The following is a 23,525-nucleotide window of genomic DNA, read 5'->3' as shown; positions in this document are numbered from 1 at the left end:
GGTGTTGTGGTGCTGAGCAGGTGCCCGCAGGTGTCTCCAACAGGTGTCTTCAGACTACCCGCACAAAATTTCTACGCGGGTAGATTTGTAGGAAGCTACGTGATGGCCATCACGATCGGGTGTCAGAAGGCGGCGTTCACGAAAAGTTACGGGAAAGATCCCCGATGAACCACGGATACCTATTGCACTCGGACACGCGGGAAGATTTAGTCGGGCTTCCCAATGCATTGCCGGGCACTGTACAAATGAATTGGAAATAGCCGAGACTCGGCACGTCATCGCAGCTGAGCTGTATCTCGTGCCGGACGAAGGGACCGATATTCGTGGCGCAGAAGGTCGTGGTCACTCTCTTTGACGACATCGACGGCTCGGAAGCGGCGGAAACGATCGCCTTCGGACTCGACGGCAAGTCGTACGAGATCGACCTGAATGAAGCCAATGCCAGGAAACTGCGTAAGGCGCTCGCGCCCTACCTGGAGGCCGGCCGCAAGCGGTCCAGGTCCGGCAAGGCGTACAAGCAGACGGAGGTCGCCCCGGACCCGGCGGCGGTCCGGGCCTGGGCCCAGGCCAACAAGCTGGAGGTGCCCGCCCGCGGGCGGATCCCGAAGAAGGTCTACGAGGCGTTCGCCGACGCGCAGTGAGGCTCGGCGCCCCCGTGAGGCTCGGCGCTGGTGAGCCCCGGCGCGGGGTGATCCTCGGCGTCCCTCCCGGTCTTCCCAGGGGCCCTCAGCGGGCCCTGGGGGCAACCGACTTGCGCTACCCCCCACATGGTCGGCTAATGTCTGGAGCACGCCGCCGGGCAGGGCCGAAAAGCCCAGCTCACGGAGGCCACGCGGGTGTAGTTCAGTAGCAGAACATCCCCCTTCCAGGGGGAAGGCGCAGTGTGCAATTCCTGTCACCCGCTCTGCATCGCCGTCCCGATCACGCTGTTCGATCGGGTAGGCTGGTGCCCGCGCCGATCGGTGAGAGCCGGTCGGAGGCAATGCGGACGTAGCTCAGTTGGTAGAGCGCAACCTTGCCAAGGTTGAGGTCGCGAGTTCGAGCCTCGTCGTCCGCTCGGGAATGAGACCCCGGTCCATCGGACCGGGGTCTTTTCGTGTCCCCGATCTCCCCGATCTCCCCGATCTCCCCCGCCTCCCCTGCCGCGCGCCTTCTGACATTTGTCATGGCGAGTGATGACAGCGCGCACTGCCGACGGCGTCCGTCCGCCGGAATCCTGGAGTCATGGAAGCCAGGGACACGAAAGAGCACGTGATCGAGGTCACCGACCTCCGGCGTGTGTACGGGGGCGGGTTCGAGGCGGTCCGCGGGATCTCCTTCCACGTCGGCCGCGGCGAGGTCTTCGCACTGCTGGGGACGAACGGGGCCGGCAAGACGTCGACGGTCGAACTGCTGGAGGGGCTGGCGCGGCCCGACGGCGGACGGGTGCGGGTCCTCGGACACGACCCGTACGCCGACCGCGCCGCCGTACGGCCGCGCACCGGGGTGATGCTGCAAGAAGGCGGCTTCCCCTCGGAGCTGACGGTCAAGGAGACCGCGCGGATGTGGGCCGGCTGCGTGAGCGGCGCCCGCCCGGTCGACGAGGCGCTGGGTTTCGTCGGGCTCGCCGGGAAGGCCCGCGTACGGGTGAAGCAGCTGTCCGGCGGTGAGCGGCGGCGGCTCGACCTCGCGCTCGCGCTGCTCGGCGAGCCGGAGGTGCTGTTCCTCGACGAGCCGACCACCGGTCTGGACGCCGAGGGCCGCCGCGACACCTGGAACCTGGTCCGCTCGCTGCGCGACGCCGGGACGACGGTGCTGCTGACCACGCACTACCTGGAGGAGGCGGAGGGCCTCGCCGACCGGCTGGCCATCCTGCACCAGGGGCGCATCGCGGCCGCCGGCACGCCCGCCGAGGTGACCGCCGCGCAGCCCTCCCGGATCGCCTTCGAGCTGCCCGAGGGGTACTTCGTCGGCGACCTGCCGCCGCTGGGCGAGCTGGGGGTGGGCGACCACGAGGTCGAGGGGCGGGTCGTCCGGCTGCGGACGCAGGAGTTGCAGCGGGCGGCCACCGGGCTGCTCGTCTGGGCCGAGCGGGCCGGGGTCGAGCTGCGGGGACTGGACATCCGGTCGGCCTCGCTGGAGGAGGCGTTCCTCGGGATCGCCCGGGACGCGGCGGGTGCGGCGGGTTCTGCGGGCGCGGTGGGCGCGGTGGGCGCGTCCGGTACGGCGGGTGCGGTGGAGACTTCTTCGGAGCGGGAGGTCGCGGCATGAGCGGCGCGACGGTCAAGGGTTCGACGAACGCGGGCACGGGTGTGGGCTCGGGCACGGGCATGGGCTCAGCGAGGGGCTCGGGCAAGAGTTCGAGCAAGGGTTCGGTGACCACGCCGGCCAGCCGGATGGCGGCTCTCGCCCGCGCCGAGCTGACGCTGCTCGGGCGGAGCAAGGCCACGGTCGTCACGGCCGTCCTGGTGCCGCTCGCGCTGCCGTTCAGCGTGCGGCCGTTCGTCGACGACATGGACATCAAGGACGCCGGGCTCACCGTCGGGCTCGTGCTGCTGCCCGCCGCGATCGGGTTCTCGCTGCTGTTCGGCGTGTACGCCGCGCTCACCGCCATCTACACCGCCCGGCGCGAGGAGCTCGTGCTGAAGCGGCTGCGCACCGGTGAGCTGCGGGACGCCGAGGTCGTGGCCGGATCCGCGCTGCCGGTGGTCGTCATGGGGCTGATGCAGTGCCTGGTGATGGCGGTGGGCTGCGTCGCCTTCCTCGACGTCCCCGCTCCCGAGGCACCCCAACTCGTCGTGCCGGGCGTGCTGTTGGGCCTGGTGATGTGCGCGGCGCTGGCGGCGGTCACGGCGAGCCTGACCCGCACCGTGGAGAGCGCTCAGGTGACCACCCTGCCGTTCCTGCTGCTCTCGATGATGGCCTCCGGCATCACCGTGCCGCTGGAGCTGCTGCCCGACCGGGCCGCCTCCTTCCTCGAACTGCTGCCGCTCACCCCGGTCATCACCCTCGTCCGCGGCGGCTGGTCCGGCGATCTGCCGGCGTACGAGGCGCTGGGCGCCCTGGCGACGGCGCTGGCCTGGACCGTGCTGGCGGTGTTTGCTGTACGGCGGTGGTTCCGGTGGGAGCCCCGGCGCTGACGGACCGCGGGGACGGGGGAGACGCACGGATGGGCAGGGCAGGCGGCTGGTGGGGGCGCAAGAGCACGCCCGCGAAAGTGGAGACGTACACCCGGTGGACGTTCCACTTCTTCGCCCTGGTCGAGTTCACGTCGGTGGGCATACCGTTCGGCAACGGGCTGTGGACGACGGCCGCGCTGTGGCTGCTGTTGCTGATCCTCGGGCACTGCGTGCTCTGCGCGGTGCTGGCGTCGCGGGCGCTGGACTGGACGCGCGGACGCCGTCCCCAGCCCGTCCGGCTGATGTGGGCGCTCGCCGCGGCCACGGCGGCGGTCGGCGTCGTCGCCCTGTGGATCGGCAAGCACAGCGGGGGCGACGACAATGTCGAGACCGCCGTCGGCGGGGTCTACGGGATCACCCTGACCTTCGCTGCGGGCAACTCCACGCTGGCCGTGCGCGGCCGGCGGCGCGTGACCGCGGTCGTCGTCGGCTACACCCTGGGCAGCGGGGCTTTGCTGCTCGCCTTCGGGGCGCCCGCGGCGGCCGTCCTGGGCGCGACGGTGGCGGTGCTGTTCGGCGGCGCGTTCCTCGCCGCCACCTTCGTCTTCTCCGTGTGGCTCCTCGACGCCGTGTACGAGCTCGACGAGGCCCGCGAGACCCGGACCCGGCTCGCCGTCGCGGAGGAGCGGCTGCGGTTCGGGCGGGATCTGCACGACGTGCTGGGACGGAACCTGGCCGTGATCGCGCTGAAGAGCGAGCTGGCGGTGCAGCTGGCCCGGCGGGAGCGGCCGGAGGCCGTGGAGCAGATGGTCGAGGTGCAGCGGATCGCGCAGGAGTCGCAGCGGGAGGTGAGGGACGTCGTCCGCGGCTACCGGGAGGCGGACCTCGGGGTCGAACTCACCGGTGCGCACGGGGTGTTGACGGCGGCGGGGATCGACTGCGAAGTGCGCGGGGAGGCCACGGGGCTGCCCGCCGAGGTGCAGTCGGCGCTCGGCTGGGTGGTGCGGGAGACCACCACCAACGTGCTCCGGCACGGCGACGCCGCGCGGTGTTCGGTGGAACTACGGGTGATGAAGGGGCTTGTGGTGCTGACGGTGGAGAACGACGGGGCCGGCGGAGCGGGTTCCGCCGGGACCGGCGACGCCGAGAGCGAGGGCGGTGGCGGCGAGGGCGGCGGCGAGGGCAGTCGTGGCCGCGAGGGAAGCCGCGGCGGCGGGTCCGGGCTCGCCGGGCTGCGGGAGCGGCTGCGGGTGGTCGACGGCACGCTGGCGGCCGGGTTCGCGGAGGCCGGGACGTTCCGGGTGGTGGCCGAGGTGCCGCTGACCGGGACCGCCGCTCTGAGCGAGGTCACGTCATGACGATGCGGGTGCTGCTCGCCGACGACGAGCACCTGATCAGGGGCGCGCTGGCCGCGCTCCTCTCGCTGGAGGACGACCTCGTGATCGTCGCCGAGGCGGCCACCGGCCCGGAGGCGCTGGCGATGGCGCGGGCGCACCGGCCGGACGTCGCCGTCCTGGATCTCCAGATGCCGGGCGCGGACGGTGTGAAGGTCGCCACATCGCTGCGCACCGAACTGCCCGACTGCCGGGTGCTGATCGTCACCAGTCACGGCCGGCCGGGGCATCTGAAGCGGGCGCTCGCGGCGGGTGTGCGCGGATTCGTCCCGAAGACGGTGAGCGCTCAGCGCCTCGCGGAGATCATCCGCACGGTGCACGCCGGAAACCGTTATGTCGACCCCGAGTTGGCCGCCGACGCGATCGCCTCCGGGGACTCGCCGCTGACCTCGCGGGAGACGGAGGTGCTGGAACTCGCCGCCGACGGGGCGCCCGTGGCGGAGATCGCGGAGCGGGCCGCGTTGTCGCCGGGAACCGTGCGCAACTATCTCTCCTCGGCCGTGTCCAAGCTCGGGGCGGAGAACCGGCACGCGGCGGTGCGTCTCGCACGGGAGCGCGGTTGGGTATAGTTGCTCTCGCGCCACGGCGCACTGCGGACGTAGCTCAGTTGGTAGAGCGCAACCTTGCCAAGGTTGAGGTCGCGAGTTCGAGCCTCGTCGTCCGCTCCGCTGAGAAGGCCCCGGCCCACTGGACCGGGGCCTTCTTCGTGCCCGCGCCGGGGGCTAGCTCCAGGGCATGCCCGTCAGACGCTCATAGGCCTCGACGTACTTCGCCCGGGTCGCCTCGACGATCTCCTGGGGCAGGGCGGGCGGCGGCTCCTCGCCCGTGCGGTCCCAGCCGGACTCCGCCGAGGTCAGCCAGTCGCGCACGAACTGCTTGTCGTACGACGGCTGCGCGCGGCCCGGCTGCCAGCGGTCGGCCGGCCAGAAGCGGGAGGAGTCCGGGGTGAGGACCTCGTCGGCGATGACGAGCGTGTCGCCCTCGTAGCCGAACTCGAACTTGGTGTCCGCGAGGACGATGCCCCGCTCGCGGGCGATGTCGCGGGCCCGGCCGTACACGGCGAGGGTCGTCTGCCGCAGCTCGGCGGCGGTGTCCGCGCCGACCTGGCGGGCGACCTCCTCGTAGGAGACGTTCTCGTCGTGGTCGCCGACGTCCGCCTTGGTGGCCGGGGTGAAGATCGGGGCGGGCAGCTCGGAGCCGTCGACCAGGCCCTCGGGCAGGGCGAGGCCGCAGACCGTGCGGGTCTCCCGGTACTCGGCCAGGCCGGAGCCGGTGAGGTAGCCGCGCGCCACGCACTCGACCGGGACCATCCGCAGCGACTTGCAGACGAGCGTGCGGCCCGCCCAGTCGGCGGGGGCGCCGGCCGGGAGCTCCGTGCTGAGGACGTGGTGGGGGACCAGGTCGGCGAGCTGGTCGAACCACCACAGGGAGAGCCGGGTGAGGATGCGCCCCTTGTCGGGGATCTCGGTCGGCAGCACCCAGTCGTACGCGGACGTACGGTCGCTGGCGACCATCACGAGGTCGCCCGCCTCGTTCCGGTACAGCTCGCGCACCTTGCCGGTGTGGAGGTGCACCAGGCCCGGGACCTGAAGGGGCTCGGGCTTTTCTACGAATCCGGACACGGTTCCTCCCCGTGGTTCTGTCCAATGGCTTGATTGTCCCGTACACGGGGGTGGGCCGGGGACAGAGGGTCGGGGGCGGAGGGTCGGGGGCGGTGGTATCGGGCCCGGTGTGGAGGGGCGGGGGGCGGTCGTGTCAGGCCGCCCGGGTCAGTGGTGCTTGCAGATGCGGTCCAGGAGGTTGGCCGTGGCGCGCTGGACGCGGGGGTCGGCGTGGCCGGGGCGGTCCAGGGCCGGGGACCAGGCGAAGGTGCCGGCGGCGAAGACCAGGGCGCCGGAGGGGGCCTGGTAGAGGGAGGTCTCCTGGTGGCGCGGGACGCCGTCGGCGTCGGTGTACGGGGAGTGGGCGAGGAGGGTGCGCTCCTCGTGGGGCGGGAGCGCGGTGCGCGGGAAGTAGCGGTCGGCCTCGCCCGCGACCAGGCCCTCGATCCCGTCGCCCTCGTGCGCTCCGGTCGCCTCCCACAGCCAGTGGCCGGCGTTGCGGACGATCAGCGGGTGCGGCTCGGGCACCCGGCCCGCGTACTGGATGCCCATCAACTGCTGCTCGGCGCGGTCGATCTCCCGCCACAGGACCGGCTTGCCGGGCCCCTTGCGCTTGCGGCAGGTGAGCAGCCGGCCCGGGACACCCGACGGCGACGGCCCCAACTCGACCTGCCAGTACAGGGTGTTGGCGGAGAGGAAGACGAGCGAGGTGCCTCGGTCGCGGGCGTGTTCCACGGTGCGGCGCATGGCCTGGGACCAGTACTCGTCGTGGCCGGGGAAGATCAGGCCGCGGTAGCGGGTGGGGTCGATCCGGCCGGCGTGCAGGTCGCGGGCGTCGGCGTAGGCGAGGTCGTAGCCGTAGCGATCGGCCCAGCGGATGACGTCGTAGGCGTGGCCGACGTGCAGGGGGAGGCCCGCGCCCGCGTACGGACGGTCGAAGGAGACCGTGGTCGCGGCGTCGGCCTCGCCGAGGAGGCGGCCGTCCTCGTCCCAGGCGTGGTAGAGGCTGGCGCCGGTGCGGCCGTCCTCCGGGTAGAGGTTGTACGCCTGCCACGTCACGTCGGGGAGCACGAGCAGCAGGTCGGCGGGGCGGTCGTCGCCGACCGTGAAGGGGATGTGCGAGCGGTACCCGTCGACGGTGGTGAGGACGGCGACGTACGCGCCGACGTTCCAGTACGACGGCACCTGGAGCCGCCAGGAGAGCCACCAGTGGTGGCAGGAGACCGTGCGGTCGGCGGTGAGGGGCGGGGGCTGGACGATGCCGGAGAGACGCGGGCTGGTGGTGATCTTGGCGGCGCCGTCGCCCTGGTAGTGGCCGATGCGGTAGATGTCGACGCTGAATTCCTGGGGCGGGTCGACGGTGATGTGGAAGTCGGCGGCCTCGCCGGGGGCGACCGTGCCGGTGGAGACGAACCCCTTGATCTGGCGGCGTACGTCGTCGGCGGAGCGGGGGCCGCCGACGGCGGCTCGCGGGAGGGGGATGCGGGGAGCGGCGGTGCGGGTGGCGGCGGTCGGCGCGGTCGCGTGGGCGGCGGAGGCGGCCGGCGTCGAGCTCGCCGACGGGGCGGGGCGCGAGGACGGGGAGGGGGAGGGGGGTCGGGACAGGTCCGGTAGCTGTGTCTGGTCGACGTACCAGGGGACGATCCGGCCGGTGTCGTCGAAGTACGTCTCCGCGCCGCGCAGCCAGGGGACCGGGCCCTGACCGAAGGGATCCGTCACGGCGTGCGCCAGCGCTCCCGATTCCCATCGGCGGATGTGCTGCTGTCCTCCCATGGTGCTCCCCTCCCCGGCGGCCGGCGTTCGTGTGCTTGTCCTATGTCGCGCGCCCATGCCAAGGGCGCGATCGGTCCCAGCACATCACATAACGCGCGCAGCCAGTCACTATTCGTTGCGAATTGGCTGAAAGTGGAATCAATGACTCCGAGCGGATGCGAGGGGGACTTCGGGAGGGACTCCGCGTGCGACTCCGAACGAGGCTCCGACAAGGGCGTGTCGCCTCAGCCGAGCCGCACCGGTTTCTCCGGGCGTATCCCCAGTTCGATCAGCCAGGTGCGCAGCGGGGCCGCGTCCCCGTCCTCGACGAGGCTGAGCACTCTGGGCGTCAGGTCGGCCACGCGTTCGCCGTCCAGGAGGAGGGTCGGGCCGTCGAGCCAGTCGAGGCCCGGGGTGGCTCCCACGATGTCCATCGCGGCGCAGCAGACCATCGCCGTGACGTGGTCGGCGAGCAGTTCGCGCTCGGTGCGCGGGGGCTGGAGGGGGAAGAGCGGGAGCGCCCCGTCGTCCCAGTGGGCGGTGTCAGGGCCCTGACCGGCCGCTGCCGTGGCTCCGGGGGGCGCGGGAGGCGCGGCCTCGGCTTCCTCCCGCGCGAGTTCGACGCCCAGGCGGGCGGCGAGGGCGGGGCAGGGGGCTGTGTTCTCGCCGCGGGGGCTGTCGGACTCGTTGCCGGGAAGGTTGGCGGGCTCGCTGTCCGGGCCGTCGGCCTCGGGCGCGGGTGTGCTTCCGGTGGCGTCACCCTCCGACGGGGTGGCCGGGTTGGCCGGGGTTGCCTGGGCGGCCGTGGTGGCCTCCGGTGGGGCCGGCTCCGCGTCCCAGCGGGTGCCCTCCGTGAGGTGGTCCAGGACGCGGGCCAGGGTCGGACCGTCCGACGCCGGGGACAGGGGGTCGGGGGTGCGGCGGACGCCTAGGGCGTCGAGGACGCGGTGCAGGCGGGCCGCGTCGGTGCGCCACTTCCGGTCCACGACCTCGTCGGGATACTCCTGCCAGGCCACCGGCGACCAGTCGGGACCGGACTCGGCGGGGCCGCCGTGGAAGAGACGGGCGGCGAGGAGGGAGGCGGCCTCGTCGATCGCGCCGGGCTCCTCCAGAAGGTCGCAGGCGGGACGCTCGCCGAGCCGGGAGGCGAAGCCCTCGGCCAGCCGGTCGCGCCGGGACAGCTCGGTGAGGGCGGCGACGACCCCCGCGTCCAGCCGGGAGGGCCAGCGGCCCATCCGCCAGGCGGGCAGCGCCACGCGCGTGAGGAGACGGTCCCAGCCCGCGTACGCCAGGCCCACCTGCTCCTGGGCGACGATCCGCAGCCCGTAGTCCACGGCCTGTGCGCGCTCCGCCGCCGCCGCGGCCACCCCGCGCTCCATCTCGGCGACGTGCACCTGGCAGGCGCGCAGCATCACGCGCGCGACCCAGCCGACGCCCGCGCACACCAGGCGCACGCCGGGACAGCGCCCGCGGTCGCCGGAGACGGCCACCGCGGCGTCCAGCCCGCGCACGAACCGCCGGGCCGCCGCTATGTCGGGGTGCGCGGACGGGCCCGTACCGGCGACGACCGGCGCGAGGACGGCCCGCAGCTCACCCACCCGCATCCACCACAGGAACGGCGAGCCGATGACGAGGACGGGCGCGGTGGCCGTACGACGGTGCAGGTGGTGCTGTACGGACGAGCCCGCGTCGGCTATCTCGTCGCGGTGCCGGGGCGGGGGCGGGGCGTGGGACGGGTGGGTGCGGTCCTCCAGCCAGCTGTCGCAGTCCGGGGTGAGCGCTATGGCGGACGGCGCGGGGACGTCCAGCCGGTCGGCGAGGTCGCGCACCATCCGGTACAGGTCGGGGGCCGCGCTCTCGGCGATGGCGACGGTCGGGCTGACGGCGGGACGGGCGCGCGCGACGACCAGGGCGATGACGCCGGCGGCGAGCAGGACGAGGACCGCGAGGACGGAGACCGTCCAGCGGGCGGCGTCCCACCCGGGGCCCACGAGATGCCCGGCAGAACCTCCGGCGAGCAGGATCACGGCGGCCGCGGCGGGCAGCAGCGCGACGGCGAGCGCGCGGCTGCGGATGCGCAGCACGGCCAGCGCCCGGGCCCGCGCGCCCTGCGCGCCTGCCTCGACTCCCATTCCGGTCACGACCGGTCGTCACCCCCTCCCCGCGGTCCCGGCGGTGCGCGCCGTCCTGGCACGCCCAGCCGACTCGGTAGTGCTCACTCCCCCACTGTGGCACCCGCCACTGACATCGCAATGCCGGTGAGCCAAGTGCCGGAACGCTTGCGCCGCACCCTAGTTGGCACTTCGGCCCCCGTCAGCCGGATGGGGCAGCGCTCACACGATGGAATGGCTCTGGGGAGAGGTGGATGCCGGTGGGCAAAGGTCAGGCCCCGGATTCCGCGGCTGACGCCGTACGGGTTCCGGGGCCTGGGTGAGGCGTGTCCGGGCCTGTGGGACGCGTGGTGAGGCCTGCGGGGTGCAGGGCGAGGCAGGGGTGAGGCCTGCGGGGTGCCGGTGGGGAAGGAGGAGCGGGTCAGGCTCCCGCCGGGGCCTCCGCCCCCGCCGCTCCTGCCGCCTCCGCCGCCGCCTTCGCCGCGATGTCCGTGCGGTGCTGGGAGCCGTCGAGGCCGATGCGCGCGACCGCCCGGTACGCCCGCGCGCGGGCCTCGGTGAGGTCCTCGCCGCTGGCGGTGACGGACAGGACCCGTCCGCCCGCGCTGACCACGGCGTCGCCGTCGCGCTTGGTGCCCGCGTGCAGCACGTACGCGTGCGGGGCGTCCTCGGCGGCGATCTCGTCGAGACCGGTGATCGGGTCGCCGGTGCGCGGGGTGTCCGGGTAGTTGTGCGACGCGACGACGACGGTGACGGCGGCCTCGTCGCTCCACCGCAGCGGCGCGAGGTCGCCGAGGTTGCCGGTGGCGGCGGCCATGAGGACGCCGGCGAGCGGGGTCCGCAGCCGGGCCAGGACGACCTGGGTCTCGGGGTCGCCGAAGCGGGCGTTGAACTCGATGACGCGGACGCCACGGCTCGTGATGGCGAGCCCGGCGTAGAGCAGGCCGGAGAAGGGGGTGCCGCGGCGGCGCATCTCGTCGACGGTGGGCTGGAGGACGGTCTGCACGACCTCGTCGACCAGCTTCGGGTCGGCCCAGGGCAGCGGGGAGTACGCGCCCATGCCGCCGGTGTTCGGGCCCTCGTCGCCGTCGAGCGCGCGCTTGAAGTCCTGGGCGGGCTGGAGCGGGACGACCGTGTCGCCGTCGGTGATCGCGAAGAGGGAGACCTCCGGACCGTCGAGGAACTCCTCGATGACGACCCGCTCGCAGGCGGCGGCGTGCGCCGCGGCGGCCTCGACGTCCTGGGTGACCACGACGCCCTTGCCGGCGGCGAGACCGTCGTCCTTGACGACGTACGGGGCCCCGAAGGCGTCGAGCGCCTCGGAGACCTCCTCCGGCGTCGTGCACACGTAGGAGCGGGCGGTGGGCACGCCGGCGGCGGCCATCACGTCCTTCGCGAACGCCTTCGACCCCTCCAGCTGCGCGGCCTCGCCGGACGGCCCGAAGACCGGGATGCCAGCGGCGCGCACGGCGTCGGCGACCCCGGCGACGAGCGGCGCCTCGGGGCCCACGACCACCAGCGCGGCGCCGAGCTCCGTGGCCAGCGCGGTCACGGCGGCGCCGTCCAGGGCGTCGACCTGGTGCAGCTCGGCGACCTCGGCGATGCCGGCGTTGCCGGGGGCGCAGTGCAGCGCGGTGACGGCGGGGTCCAGGGACAGTGAGCGGCACAGGGCGTGTTCGCGGGCGCCGCTGCCGATGACGAGGACGTTCACGGGGGTCAGCCTAACGGGCTGCGGGGGCAGCGGTTTGTGCGGGCTTCCTAAGAGTGGGGGGCGGGAGAGCTGTGCGTTCCTCCAAAGCCACGGCGCAAGCGATGGTGGCCTCCCCGGCCGCCCTACTCGTTGGTGAACTCCTCCACGACCGTCGCGCCCAGCTCGCGCACGATCAGTTCGTAGCCGGAAAGGGCGGATTCGTTGAGGTCGGGGTCGTCGTCCTCGGGGATGTCGTCCTCGATGGCCACGGGATCCGGGGCGGAGCGCTGCGGGGCGGGGGTCGGCGGCCGCTGGGCCGGGGCGGGGCCGGAACCCGACGTGGAGGCGGACGCGCCGGGGCCGGCGGAGGACGCGGAGTGGGCGGAGTGGGCGTTCGGGGCCGTACCGCTGCCGTAGCCCCCGTGCCCGCCTTGGCCGCCCCCCTGTCCGCCGTAGCCGCCGGAGCTGCCGGGGCTCCCGGAGCCACCGCCGCTCGGAGCGCCCGAGCCGCCGTGGGCCGGGCCGGAGGAACCGGAGTACCCGGACGAACCCGCGTAACCGGAGGACCCCGGACCGCCGAAACCGCCGCCCTGCGGGGCCGCAGCCGATCCGCCGCCGGACGGGTCGACGACCGCCTCGATCTTCCACTGGACGTTGAACTGCTCGGTCAGCGCCTGCCGCAGCACGTCCTCGCTGCCGCTCCCCGCGAAGTTGTCGCGCGCGCCGGCGCTGACGAAGCCGAGTTGGAGTGTGGTGCCGTCGAAGCCGGTGACCTGGGCGTTCTGGCTGAGCAGGATCCAGGTGAAGCGGCGGCGGTTCTTGACGGCCTCGAGGATGTTGGGCCAGAGCATGCGCGGGTCGAGCCCGCCGGCGGGGGGTGCGTACGCGGCGGGGGCGGACGCGTTGGGCGAACCGGCCGGGGCAGGCGCCTGGGCGGGCGGTGCCGCGGGAGCGGGAGGCGTGGGCGGACCGGAGGGTGCGGACCCGGATCCGGAGGCCGCCGGTGGCCGCCCGCCGCCTGTGGGAGCGGCCGTGGGCCAGCCACCGGGCCGACGACCGCTGCCGGCGGCGGTGGGAGTGGGCCAGGCGCCGGGGGCGGGGGCGGGTTCCGCAGGGGCGGGGGCAGAGGCAGGGGCGGGCGCCGGCTCGTGCGAGGCAGGCTGCTGCTGCTGCTGCTGCTGCGCAGGCTGGACGGGGTGAGCGGGTTGCACGGGTTGCACGGGTGGGGCCGGCGGCTGAACGGGCTGACCACCCGCCGAAGCACCCCCACTGCCGCCGGGACCACGCACCGCAGCCCGAGCAGCGGCGGCCCCACCGCCCGCAGGGATGGACACACCCCCGACCGAGTCAGCGCCGGAACCGGAACCGGGCCCTGAACCGAAACCGGACTCGGAACCGGAACCGGAATTGGCAGGGGCCCCGGAACCGGGAGCCCCATGCGCCTCAGCCCCCGGCATGTACCCCATCGCGGGCATACCGCCGCCCCCGGAGAAGTTCACGCCGCGCTCGATCCGGTCGAGGCGGGCCATGAAGGACCGCTCGTCGCCGTAGGCGGCGGGAAGCATCACGCGCGCGCAGATCAGTTCGAGCTGGAGGCGGGGCGAGGTGGCGCCGCGCATCTCGGTGAGGCCCTCGTTGACGAGATCGGCGGCGCGGCTGAGCTCGGCGGCGCCGAAGACGCCGGCCTGGGCCTGCATGCGCTCGATGACGTCGGCGGGGGCGTCGATGAGCCCCTTCTCGGCGGCGTCCGGGACGGCGGCGAGGATGACGAGGTCGCGCAGCCGCTCCAGCAGGTCGGCGACGAACCGCCGAGGGTCGTTGCCGCCCTCGATGACCCGGTCCACGACCTCGAAGGCGGCGGCGCCGTCACCGGTGGCGAAGGCCTCGACGACGGAGTCGAGCAGCGAGCCGTCCGTGTAGCCGAGCAGGGAGGTGGCCATGGCGTACGTCACACCGTCTTCGCCGGCGCCGGCGAGGAGCTGGTCCATGACGGACATGGAGTCACGAACGGATCCCGCTCCCGCGCGCACGACGAGCGGGAGGACCCCCTCCTCGACGGGGATGTCCTCCTGCCCGCACACCTGGCCGAGGTAGTCCCGGAGGGTCCCGGGCGGCACGAGGCGGAAGGGGTAGTGGTGGGTCCGCGACCGGATCGTCCCGATGACCTTCTCGGGCTCCGTGGTGGCGAAGATGAACTTGAGATGCTCCGGCGGCTCCTCGACGACCTTGAGGAGCGCGTTGAAGCCGGCCGACGTGACCATGTGGGCCTCGTCGATGATGTAGATCTTGTAGCGGCTGCGGGCGGGCCCGAAGAAGGCCTTCTCACGCAGGTCACGCGCGTCGTCGACACCACCGTGGGAAGCGGCGTCGATCTCGATGACGTCGATGGAGCCGGGCCCGTTGCGGGCCAGGTCCTTGCAGGACTCGCACTCCCCGCAGGGGGTCGGCGTGGGCCCCTGCTCGCAGTTCAGGCACCTGGCCAGGATGCGCGCGCTGGTCGTCTTGCCACACCCGCGCGGCCCGCTGAACAGGTACGCGTGATTGACCCGGTTGTTCCGCAGCGCCTGCTGCAACGGGTCGGTGACATGCTCCTGCCCGATGACCTCGGCGAACGACTCCGGGCGATAGCGGCGGTACAGCGCGAGAGACGACACGCTTACGAGGTTATAGGCGAGCACCGACAACCAGCCCCGCCCGCCGGCCCGGCCCCGGGCCCCCGGCCTCCCCGTCTTCACCCGAAAACGAAGACGCCCCCCACGCACCCGCCAGAGCCGACCTACCCTTGCTGCCTTCCGGCCCTGGGGGAGTTCAGTCAGATAGCGCCGCGTGGGGAGCTGCGCTCAGGTTACCTGATGCGGGCGGCAGGCAACGAGTTCGCGAGCACTCCTCTCGGTCATGTAATGTTCCTGGCGGAGGATTCGCCTAGAGGCCTAGGGCGCACGCTTGGAAAGCGTGTTGGGGGCAACCCCTCACGAGTTCGAATCTCGTATCCTCCGCCAGTGCCTCACCGGGCACGATGTCGAAGGGCCCCACCGTTCGCGGTGGGGCCCTTCGACGTGTGTGGTCTCAGTTTTGGTCTCAGTTGCCGTTCGCCCCTGATCTGGGGGCCCTGTCCCCGCTCAATTCGGCATGGCTCGTGGCGCACACGCTGAGGAACAGAGGCGCCACCACCGTGTGCGCTCCCTCACAGAAGGAGGAGCTCACGCAGCTCCTCGTCTCTCAGCAGGGCGAGGACGTGAGGGTCCGTATCCACGAAGATGGCGTCGGCGTTTTCGGAGACGGCCTTGTGCAAGGCCGCGTAGCAGACATCGGCGAAGGGCTGGTCGCGCATGCGCCAGAGATGAAAGCGCATGTCGTCCGGTCGACCCTCGTCCCGCGCCCGTGCCCACCCCTTGAGGTCGCCACCCAGGCTCCGCCAGGCACCCTCCCGGGCCCTTGGGCGCTTCCCCTCATTGAGCCCGCACACGTCGATCGTCCACTGGCCCTTCTTCGAACCCTCGACCGCGCGGTAGAGGCCACTCTCCAGCTGTAGATCGAGATGCTCGATGGGGTCGTCGCGCGTCGGATCCACAAGGAGGGAGCCGACAAGCCCATCGCTCCTGTGCTGATCTCTCTTGAACCGAGAGTTACAGGTGGAGCAGGCGAGCAGCAGGTTCGGCCAGTAGAACGTCCGGAGAGCGCACCGAGACTTGGGAACGAAGTGGTCGACCGTGTCGGCCATGTGGTTGCCGCAGTACATGCAACAGTCCAAGCCCGGGGCCATGGTCTCAAGCTCGTCCTTCACTGGCCGGTAGACGTCCCGGCGTACGGTTCTCCGGTCCCACATCCGGTCGGCGTGCTCGATACGTTCGGCTATCGGAGTGCCCGCGAGTTCCTGGGTCAGCCTCACGAGGGAGGATTCCAGTTCGGAGGACAGGCGCTGCCGTACGAGTTTGATCACGTACTGCTGGCCCCCCGTCTCCTTGCCCCCAGATCGAGCTCGTCCAGGCGGGTGGACTGTGAGCTGGCCAGCTTCCTGCGCAGTTCACGGAACCTCTGCATCGTCGCGGCGTCGGCCCGCCCTGTCGCAACCTCGTACTCCAGGTCTGCCAGTTCCTCCCTCATCTCCTCGGCTCGGCGGGAGAATGGCGATTCCAGTCCGAAGAAGTCCGACAGGACCGCATCGTCACCGGTCCCGTAGACGACCCTGCCGTAGAGCTCGTCGTCCACTACCTCGGGCGGGACCTGCTCATTCGGCCCGGGAAGCCTGATCAGTCCGCCCGGGTCGGCGGCCTGGCAGATGTAGGGGCTGTGCGTGGAGACGATGAACTGCACGGCGGGGAAGTGGGCCTTGAACCACTCGCCGATGCGCTGCTGCCAGGAGACGTGGAGGTGGGCGTCGACCTCGTCGATGAGGACGACGCCGGGGTGGGGCAGGTACGGCCGATCGCCGTCTCGGCGGAGGTCCAGGGTTCCGTAAGCGGCGTGAGGGCAGGCGCTAAGGACTCCCGCCTGTTGTGGTCGCCCTCACCCCCGTCAGGCTGGTTCCACGCCGCGTATGGTCCCTTCCGGAGGCTCGCCGGCACTGGGGTGTTCGAACGAAACGCGCAGAACCGCGACCGCGCCGAGGCCATGCGCACTCTCTTCGAGGAGGAGTCGGCTCTCACCGAGTCGGTCGACTGGCTCAGTCCGCGCGAGGTGACCTCCTCGACACGGAAACCGCCAGGCAGCAATTCGTCGTTTAGCAGTGCGAGGACCGTTTCGAGTAGCCGGTCCGCCCCGGGCTCGCCTTCGAGCTGGCGCAGACGGACGGAGACCCGGCGTGTAGACCATGGACAGGTCGTCACGGTTGCGGATGGGGTGCTTCATTCGGCCCGAGAGACAGCCGTGCGAGGTGGGGAAGCCGTCGGTGCATCTCCTCGGCGGCGTCGAAGTCGAAGTCCTCGCCCATGTCGGCTTCCGTGCCGACGTGTTCATCGGCCGGCTTGTACTCGGCCCAGGCTTCGTAGAAGGCATCCGAGTCTCCAGTAAGAAGCTCGAAGGCGCCGCCGGCCACGTAGTTCATCTCCTCGTAGAACAGGGCCTCGTCGCGGTGATCCTGTATCGCCTCCACCACGGCAGGGTGCCCGGCAAGGCTGTCCGGCTCGGCGGCGACCCGCTCGTACCACTCGCGGCCCAAGGTGATCACCCCGGCCCGAAAGTCGATGAAGCTGTCGTCGGAGCACCCCCCGCCGATGAGGTACGCGGCGGCCCAGACGTCCCACCGGTACAGACCGTCATGTACCTCGTCGAACCGCTCCGCGTACTCCAGGATCTCCTGGGGTGAGCGTTCGGCGAGCAGCCCCACCAGCACCTCGTCCAGGGGCTTGCCGACGGCGGTCGCGGAAGAACGTGCGGATTCGATGAGCTGCCAGAACCGGTCGATGTCCATGGCCGGCACTCTGCCATCTCGGTATGACACCGCCTGTGAGAGTTCTCCTCTCCGCCCGACCGGGTACGTCCCCCGCGTCTCCCCCGCCCGCCAGCGGCGGGAAGCCAGACGTCTATTGCGGTGAGAGTGACAGCGGCGGTGAAATCTGCTGCACCAGCAACACGCTCCTTACACCTCAAGAGCGCTGGCCCTACAGGGTTCAACCAAGCAGAGCCTCGTCGAGGTAGTCCTGCACCGGATCAAACAGCCCGTACGGCACGTACTGCGGAATCTCGCTGTGCGCGGCCCAGGTCAGGCCGGCCACTTCGCCCTCACTCGCGATGATCGCCTCGCCGCCGACGGGACGGCATGCGACGTAGTGGATCTTTTTACCCGTCATGGGGTGCACCCGTTGTCCCAGTGCTCTCTGCGGGGTCACGAGGAGTCCGGTCTCTTCCTCGGTCTCACGTGCTGCGGCTTCTCCCGGGGTCTCCTCCGGTTCGATCTTCCCGGCCGGGAACTGCCACGAGAGTGCGCCTTCCGCCACACGCCGTCGTACGAGAAGAACCCGCCCCTCCTGAACGATGACGGCTGCAGCGACCGCCGCCTTGCCCTGACTGGTCATAGAGGTTCCCTTCCGAGCGCCGTCGTCGCCCCGTATGCCTCAGCCCTCAGCAAGCAGCTCCCTGGCCGCGTAGTAAGCCTGCAGCGCGGCCTCGCTGCCAGAACCCAGAGCGGTCATGATCCGTTGGAAGCGGGCGGAGCGGAGGTCGCCGGCCACGATGACGCGAGGGTGCTGGTCGGTGGGCGAGCAGTATCCGTCCGTGCCACGGGTCAGGTCTCCGGGTGGGGCGGTGGGCGCGTTTCCGATGCTGAGGTAGGCGGCGTCCGCCGTGACCGTCCGCCGGGTGCCGTCCCAGACCACCACTTCCGCTGACACCTGGGTGCCTTCTTCGCAGCTCAGCGTCAGGTGATCGACGGGGAGGAGGGTGACCCGGGGGTCCTCGCGGATCTCCTCGATCTTGTACGCGTCGGTCGCCGGGTAGGCCACCAGCAGACGGGTGTCGGTGGTCGGGTGGGCGCGCAGGAAGGTGCCGATCGGGCGGTCGCCGCCGAGGACGAGGAGGGTGCGGCCCTCGGCGTCGTCCGCCTCGGCCTGCCAGAGCGGGGGCAGGGTCAGGCCCTCGGGGGCGGTGATCCAGGCGGCATCGCGGGGCTGGAGGGGACCGACGCCGGTGGCGACGATGGCGTACGGGGCGGTGAGGCGACTGCCGGTGTCCACCGTGGCGGTAACCCGGTCGTCGTCGGCGTGGAGTGCGGTGACGTGCCGGCCGAGTTCGAGACGGCACAGCTCCGTGCTCTTCAGTTCCGCGACGATGGAGTCGGCGAGCTCGGGGCCGCTGGTGTAGCCGCCGAGGACGTTGTTCAGGGCCGGGATCCGGTAGAGGTTGCGGCACAGCTGGTCCGGCTCGATCAGGATCGAGCGCATGCCGACGCTGGCAGCCATGCGAGCGGCGGCGCAGCCGGCCGGGCCGCCGCCGATGATGATCAGGTCGGTGTCGTACAGCGTGTCGGCCATGGGGCTATTCCAGCACCGGGGTCCCTGCGTACGCAGTGAGTTGGCTCATCACGTGGTCGCTGGTGACGAGTTGGCCGGTTCCGATCAGGCGGCGGGCGACGAGGAGGCCGGCGTCGTGGACGTCGGGGCCTGCGTCGCTGGCGCAGGCGTCGGTGACGATCCACGGTGCGTAGCCGTGCTCAAAGGCGTCGGCCGCGGACTTCAAGACGCAGCTCTCGGTGGCGATCCCGCAGAAGACGAGGTCGGTCCAGCCTGCCTGGCGGATCAGTTCGGCAGCCTCGGGGGTGAGGAGCGTATAGCCGGTCTTGTCGACGACCGCGTGTGCGCGGAGGGCTGCTTCCGCGAGCTCGGGGACGATGTCGGTCTCGGGCGGTTCCTGGAGTCGGCTCCACTGGAAGAAGCGCTCGTAGGGGCTGTCCGGATAGTTGAAGTACCGGGTGAAGAGCACAGGGCGGCCGGCGGCGGACCACTGGGCGACCAGGTTGGAGACCGCGCGCACGGCGTGACGGCTGTGGTGGTTCACGAAGCCGTTCTGCATGTCGATCACAACCAGTGCGGCGCTGCCTATGTCCATCCGCTGTCTCTCCTGCCCCGTGTTCTCAGCCAACGCTCTCGCGCAGAGCGTCCTGTGCGGCGCGCAGCCTTTCGGCCAGCCCACTGGTCTTCATGATGGCCTCCCGCATCAGGACGTGCTGCGCGGTCTCCTGGGCGCGGGCGGTGGTGAGCCGGGAGGAGGCGGCGCGCAGGAAGCGCCAGCCGTACTGCTCGGGCATGGAGGGGTCCTGGCCGCCCTCGATCATCTGCTGGACCTGGCGGGTGAAGCACCACAGGGCCTGGACGGTCAGCTCGCAGGCGACGAGCTCGTCGACGGTGAGGCCGCGCTCTCGGGAGTGGGAGGCGTAGGCGACGCCGGACCAGCCGGCGTAGCCGGTGGAGACTCCCCGTACGCCGAAGGACACGATGTCCGGATGGTCGAAGCCAGTGGCGAGGAGCGATGCCTCGACCGTGCCGTCCAAGGGCGCGGGACCGCCCGGGGCGCCGCGGTCGACCAGGACCGAGGGCGTGGACAGCAGGCGCAGGGCGGTGTCGTAGGCGTCTCCGGCCCAGGGCGCGGAAGTGAGCCAGTACAGGGAGAGGACGTACTCAGGATTGGGGATGCGGTCGTGGTCCTCGTCCAGGAGGTCGCGGAGCTTGTTCCGTGCCCAGGGCAGGTCGGAGGCGTACGAGCGGTAGCGCCAGACGGCGAGATCGGTGAGCGCGGGGGGCTCGTGCGGTTGAACGAGGTGAAAGACGGCAGCCCCGCACGCAAAGACATGCAGGACGCAGTCCTGCGCTTCGGGGTGGTCCACGCGGGCCGAGGAGGACTCCAACCATTGGTCGTCCCCGCTCGGTTTCATGTGTGCGCGGAGCCGGCCGGCGCGCTCGACGCCGATAAAGACTGGCAGGAACTTGTGGGAGTCGACTCCGATCCGGCCTGCGACGGCTGGAGCAGTGCCGTTCGTTCCCAGGGCTGCCGCGAACCGGACCTTCACGTCCTCCGACGCGCGGCCGAGCGCGGTGTCGAGAACGGCTTGGGATTCACCACGAGGCTGATAACTCGCGCCACCGCCTTCCCAGTTCGACACGGTCCGGTCGCTCACGCCCAGGTAGGCGGCGAAGTCCCGCAGGCTCATGCGCAGGGCGTCGCGTAACAGCCGGGCTTCCCGGCCGGACCATCGCTGCACCGTGACCACCGTCGTACCCCCTGTCCGTCACCCGGTGGAACGCCGAAACGTCCAGCGTAGCCAGCCTTGTTCAGCAGTGGTGCGGCATTGCTGCAGCACCCGTACGTCACACCCCGCCATCGGTCTCCACCATGCTGGGTCCACCGAGCCGGGGAGGTTCCCACCACCACCAGGTGGCCCTCCGCCCGTTCTCTCCTGTATCACCACCACCACCACCAGAAGGAGCAAACGGCATGACCGACATCGTCAAGCGCAACGCCCGCGCGATCCTCCTCGACGGCGACGAGCTCATCCTCATCAAGCGGACCAAGTCCGGGAGGGAGCCGTACTGGGTATCCGTCGGCGGAGGGGTCGAGGCTGACGACGCGACCATCGAGGCGGCCCTGCACCGGGAGGTGTTCGAGGAGCTGGGCGGCAAACTGGAGCGCGCCGAGCTCGTCCACCTGATCACCGACGAGCTGGAGGGCGGCGTGGGCGTCCAGCACATCTTCGCCGCGCGCCTGGAGTCGATGGACCTGGCCGCGCGGACGGGGACGGAGTTCTCCAAGCCGGAGCGCGGCGGGTACGAGGTGGTCCGGGTGCCGTTCACCGCCGAGGCCGTCTGCGAGCTGAACCTGATGCCGCCGGAACTCGCCGACTTCATCTCCGCGAACGCGGACGCGATCGTCTCCGTCCTCGACACCCCGATCCGCGAGGCGTGAATGATGGCTCGGGTCCCGGACTTCGTCAGCCTCAACGGCCCTGACAACGCGGGCAAGACGACCCACCTGGTTCGACTGGCCGAGCGGTGGGACGGCTTCCAGCCGCTGGGAGCGGTCCACGAGCACGACTCCGAGCCGTGGGCGCGGGTGGCAGCCGGCGACTACGCCCAGTGGTGGTTCGAGACCTCCACGACCGTCGAGCTCACCGAGATGCTGCTCACCGGTCACGCCAAGCGGGCCGCAGCCCGCGAGGCCGGGCGCACGGGTCTGCTCGACCGGGGCCTGCCCATGCTCCTCGCCGTGGCCACCGCGACCTGCGTGGTCAAGGACGGGCTGACGGTCGGCGAGGCGTTCAAGACCGTCACGGGCATCGCCGGTTCGCGAGCCGTCGCACCGGAGACCTCGATCCTCCTGCTCCCGTCGCTCGACGTCGAACGCAGCTACGCCATCACCAGCGCCCGCGAGGGCCGCCCCTGGACCGGGATCTACCCGGCCTACCAGAAGACGCTGCACGCGGTCCTGCTCCACCAGGCCGATCACGGCGCGTACACCGCGGTCGTCGACTGCGAGGACCGCTCCCTGGACGACGTACACGGCGACGTCCACGATCGCCTTGGCCTCAGCCGACTCACTGACGGGAGTCCCCGATGACCCAGAACTCCCCGCCCCTGGTCCTGCCCTCGGGTCTCGCCCGCGCCATAGCCACGCTCCAGGACAAGGACCTGCACCGCCTGGACGACACCGTCACCCGGCTCCACACCGTCAACGGCCGCTTGTGGGACACCGAGGACCGGGTGCGCGGAGCCTTACTCTCCGCCGCCCAGGTCGCCGACTGCAAGCGGGAGATCGACCAGCTCAACGCCGAACGTAACGCCCTCGCTGAGCGGGCCGACGAGGTACTCGGCTCGCTGGCGGACGCGGGCCGCGCCGACGCGCCGCTGCACACCGAGACGCTCGCCTCCGTCGTCGACCGCCTGTCGGTGCTGACGCTGCGGATCTGGCACAGCGAACGGGCGGCGGCCGGGGACGAGCTGGCCCGCCGGCGCGTCCCTGCCCTCCACGGCCAGCGGGAGGAGCTGTGCGCCGCCCTCGACGCGCTGGTATCCGACGTCGTCGCCGGCCGCCGCCGGCTTCCCGCACCGGCCCGCTTCAAGCTGTACGGGCGGGACGACGCCGCCCCCGCGGAGATCAAGCCGAGCCGACACCTGCGCCGGGTCCTCGCCTTCGGCGGGCTGAGCGAGTGTGGCAAGAGCACCAGCGCCGGATTCGTCCAGCGCACGTGCGGTGCCCAGCGTCTCAAGATCGGCTTCCTCCTGCGGCAGGCGGCCCACCGGGAGGGCCTTGCGGACCCGTACGCGTTGTCGGCCCGTCGGCAGGCCGAGCTACTGCTCGGCGAGTTGAACCGGTTCGCGGACGCCCACGTCGACACCTGGCTGTTCACCATCGAGTCCGTCCACGACGACGCCTCGATCGCCGAACTCAAGCAGCTCATGGGCGACACGCTCCAGATCGTCTACCTGGACGCCTCCTTCGCCGTACGCGTCGAACGGTCCGGTACGCTGGCCCAGGCCGTCGCCGCGAAGGACGAGATCAAGATGAGCCGTGGGGCCCACCAGGTCGCTGCGCTCGCCGACCACGTCATCGACAACACCGGCAGCATCGCCGCCCTCCGGGCCCGCCTCCGGCGCATCGCCGCCCCGCCCGCCGCCACGGCGCTGCGTGTAGCCACCCCGTACGGGCTGGGCCTGCCAGCCGCCGTCGCCTCGGCGACGGCCGACTTCACGGACGCGGTACGGGCATACGGGCCCGGCGTGCGGCTCGTCGCCCTGACCGGCAGCCCCGGCGAGGGCTCCTGGATCGCCGGCTGGTCCGATCTGGACCTGCTCGTGGTCGCCGAGCACGAAGCCATCGACCGGGTCCACGGGGCCCTGGAGCAGTACCGGACCGCTCTGGGCGGTGCGGTCTCTCTCGGCCCCACCCTCGTCACCCCCGGCGAGCTGACCGCCCGGCACCTCACCTCGCGCCTGGCGTTCGTCCTCCACCAGCTCCAGCAGGGCAGCCCCGTCCTGCACGCCGCACCCGACCTCGAACTGCCGACGATCAGCCGAGACGAGCTCGCGCTCGCCGCCGTCCGGGAAATCCCCCAGGTCATCCTGACCATGCGCCGCCTGCGCGCCGATGCGGGTCCGACAACTCTGCGGCAGCTCTACAAGCACCTCGTGCTGGCCTGCCGTCTCCTCCTGCGTGAGCACAACCAGTGGGAGTGCGGGCCCGACCGGATCCTCGCCGCAGCCTCCCGCATGCCGGGCCTGCCCGCCGTGTCGGTGCCCTCCCTGGCCGAGATCGCCAGTGCCTGGCGCGACAACGACACCGAGCTCGTCCTGAAGCCCGTAACCGCAGCAGTCGACCAGCTCCTCGCCTGGTACGCCGCCCAGCTCGCGGCCTGAATAGCCCCCTTCTTCCTTCCCCATCCGACAGGAGCTTCG

The 23,525-nt window shown here is 71.6% G+C and carries 20 protein-coding genes, 4 tRNA genes and 1 other RNA gene; 12 read left to right on the top strand and 13 right to left on the bottom strand.

From position 1 onward, the window contains the following. The first annotated feature begins 323 nt into the window (after positions 1-323). The 8 genes from ACFYX4_RS26415 (at position 324) to ACFYX4_RS26380 (ending at position 5,157) form a co-directional block, all read left to right on the top strand. Positions 324-641, top strand: a complete 318-nt coding sequence (locus ACFYX4_RS26415) for an Lsr2 family protein (protein WP_389338183.1) — start codon at positions 324-326, stop codon at positions 639-641. 191 nt (positions 642-832) lie between these two features. After that, positions 833-904 (top strand) — tRNA-Gly (locus tag ACFYX4_RS26410). Between the two features lie 80 nt (positions 905-984). Continuing rightward, positions 985-1,057, top strand: a tRNA-Gly gene (locus ACFYX4_RS26405). Positions 1,058-1,224: 167 nt separating this feature from the next. Then, positions 1,225-2,250: an ABC transporter ATP-binding protein gene (locus ACFYX4_RS26400; protein WP_389338180.1), complete on the top strand. Its 1,026-nt coding sequence runs from the start codon at positions 1,225-1,227 to the stop codon at positions 2,248-2,250. A 59-nt stretch (positions 2,251-2,309) separates the two neighbouring features. Further along, on the top strand, positions 2,310-3,119 hold the full coding sequence (locus ACFYX4_RS26395) for an ABC transporter permease (RefSeq protein WP_389338347.1): 810 nt from the start codon (positions 2,310-2,312) through the stop codon (positions 3,117-3,119). A gap of 29 nt (positions 3,120-3,148) precedes the next feature. Beyond that, a complete protein-coding gene (locus tag ACFYX4_RS26390; protein ID WP_389338177.1) occupies positions 3,149-4,456 on the top strand; it encodes a sensor histidine kinase in 1,308 nt (435 codons plus the stop codon). Continuing rightward, positions 4,453-5,061: a response regulator gene (locus ACFYX4_RS26385; protein WP_389338174.1), complete on the top strand. Its 609-nt coding sequence runs from the start codon at positions 4,453-4,455 to the stop codon at positions 5,059-5,061. Before ACFYX4_RS26390 ends, ACFYX4_RS26385 begins: the two co-directional genes overlap by 4 nt. Positions 5,062-5,084: 23 nt before the next feature. After that, positions 5,085-5,157, top strand: a tRNA-Gly gene (locus ACFYX4_RS26380). A 57-nt stretch (positions 5,158-5,214) separates the two neighbouring features. Here the strand turns inward: ACFYX4_RS26380 and ACFYX4_RS26375 are convergent. From ACFYX4_RS26375 to ffs, 6 genes are all read right to left on the bottom strand, one after another. Beyond that, positions 5,215-6,114, bottom strand: a complete 900-nt coding sequence (locus ACFYX4_RS26375; protein WP_389338171.1) for a phosphoribosylaminoimidazolesuccinocarboxamide synthase — start codon at positions 6,112-6,114, stop codon at positions 5,215-5,217. 147 nt (positions 6,115-6,261) lie between these two features. Then, the gene (locus ACFYX4_RS26370; RefSeq protein ID WP_389338168.1) at positions 6,262-7,866 is read right to left on the bottom strand and encodes a N,N-dimethylformamidase beta subunit family domain-containing protein; all 1,605 of its coding nucleotides are present in this window, start codon (positions 7,864-7,866) and stop codon (positions 6,262-6,264) included. Between the two features lie 224 nt (positions 7,867-8,090). After that, the gene (locus ACFYX4_RS26365; protein ID WP_389338344.1) at positions 8,091-9,977 is read right to left on the bottom strand and encodes a hypothetical protein; all 1,887 of its coding nucleotides are present in this window, start codon (positions 9,975-9,977) and stop codon (positions 8,091-8,093) included. 400 nt (positions 9,978-10,377) lie between these two features. Beyond that, entirely contained in the window at positions 10,378-11,667 is a 1,290-nt protein-coding gene (gene purD, locus ACFYX4_RS26360) for a phosphoribosylamine--glycine ligase (RefSeq protein ID WP_389338165.1), read from the bottom strand. Between the two features lie 122 nt (positions 11,668-11,789). Next, positions 11,790-14,300 (bottom strand): DNA polymerase III subunit gamma and tau, encoded by a 2,511-nt coding sequence (locus ACFYX4_RS26355; protein WP_389338162.1) that lies wholly within the window; start codon positions 14,298-14,300, stop codon positions 11,790-11,792. 88 nt (positions 14,301-14,388) lie between these two features. After that, positions 14,389-14,485, bottom strand: an RNA gene (gene ffs / locus ACFYX4_RS26350) — signal recognition particle sRNA small type. 72 nt (positions 14,486-14,557) lie between these two features. Between ffs and ACFYX4_RS26345 the strand changes: the two genes are divergently transcribed. Next, positions 14,558-14,645: transfer RNA gene (locus ACFYX4_RS26345), tRNA-Ser, on the top strand. A gap of 185 nt (positions 14,646-14,830) precedes the next feature. Here ACFYX4_RS26345 and ACFYX4_RS26340 read toward each other — a convergent pair. The 7 genes from ACFYX4_RS26340 to ACFYX4_RS26310 all read right to left on the bottom strand — a co-directional run bounded on the left by ACFYX4_RS26340 (position 14,831) and on the right by ACFYX4_RS26310 (position 20,287). Further along, entirely contained in the window at positions 14,831-15,535 is a 705-nt protein-coding gene (locus tag ACFYX4_RS26340; protein WP_389338159.1) for an HNH endonuclease, read from the bottom strand. A 47-nt stretch (positions 15,536-15,582) separates the two neighbouring features. Then, a complete protein-coding gene (locus ACFYX4_RS26335; protein ID WP_389338341.1) occupies positions 15,583-16,062 on the bottom strand; it encodes an AAA family ATPase in 480 nt (159 codons plus the stop codon). A 406-nt stretch (positions 16,063-16,468) separates the two neighbouring features. Then, positions 16,469-17,056, bottom strand: coding sequence for a DUF4240 domain-containing protein (locus tag ACFYX4_RS26330; RefSeq protein ID WP_389338156.1), 588 nt, complete (start codon positions 17,054-17,056; stop codon positions 16,469-16,471). A gap of 199 nt (positions 17,057-17,255) precedes the next feature. Continuing rightward, positions 17,256-17,660, bottom strand: coding sequence for an NUDIX domain-containing protein (locus ACFYX4_RS26325; RefSeq protein WP_389338153.1), 405 nt, complete (start codon positions 17,658-17,660; stop codon positions 17,256-17,258). Positions 17,661-17,699: 39 nt separating this feature from the next. Next, positions 17,700-18,614, bottom strand: a complete 915-nt coding sequence (locus ACFYX4_RS26320) for an FAD-dependent oxidoreductase (RefSeq protein WP_389338150.1) — start codon at positions 18,612-18,614, stop codon at positions 17,700-17,702. A 4-nt stretch (positions 18,615-18,618) separates the two neighbouring features. After that, a complete protein-coding gene (locus tag ACFYX4_RS26315; protein ID WP_389338147.1) occupies positions 18,619-19,188 on the bottom strand; it encodes an isochorismatase family cysteine hydrolase in 570 nt (189 codons plus the stop codon). Positions 19,189-19,213: 25 nt separating this feature from the next. Next, positions 19,214-20,287 (bottom strand): helix-turn-helix domain-containing protein, encoded by a 1,074-nt coding sequence (locus ACFYX4_RS26310; protein ID WP_389338338.1) that lies wholly within the window; start codon positions 20,285-20,287, stop codon positions 19,214-19,216. Positions 20,288-20,571: 284 nt separating this feature from the next. On the opposite strand from ACFYX4_RS26310, the gene ACFYX4_RS26305 reads away from it, so the two are divergent. Genes ACFYX4_RS26305 through ACFYX4_RS26295 form a run of 3 tightly spaced genes read left to right on the top strand, consistent with a single transcriptional unit; the run spans position 20,572 to position 23,486 of the window. After that, positions 20,572-21,039, top strand: coding sequence for an NUDIX domain-containing protein (locus ACFYX4_RS26305; protein ID WP_389338144.1), 468 nt, complete (start codon positions 20,572-20,574; stop codon positions 21,037-21,039). A gap of 3 nt (positions 21,040-21,042) precedes the next feature. After that, positions 21,043-21,690 (top strand): hypothetical protein, encoded by a 648-nt coding sequence (locus ACFYX4_RS26300; protein ID WP_389338141.1) that lies wholly within the window; start codon positions 21,043-21,045, stop codon positions 21,688-21,690. Next, the gene (locus ACFYX4_RS26295) at positions 21,687-23,486 is read left to right on the top strand and encodes a DUF4254 domain-containing protein (RefSeq protein ID WP_389338138.1); all 1,800 of its coding nucleotides are present in this window, start codon (positions 21,687-21,689) and stop codon (positions 23,484-23,486) included. The genes ACFYX4_RS26300 and ACFYX4_RS26295 overlap by 4 nt, the downstream gene beginning before the upstream one ends. Positions 23,487-23,525: the final 39 nt, after the last annotated feature.

It is taken from the genome of Streptomyces sp. NPDC002328, assembly GCF_042890065.1.
GTDB lineage: Bacteria > Actinomycetota > Actinomycetes > Streptomycetales > Streptomycetaceae > Streptomyces.
Note: the sequence above shows the minus strand (reverse complement) of the source record. Positions and strands in the feature narration are given on the sequence as shown.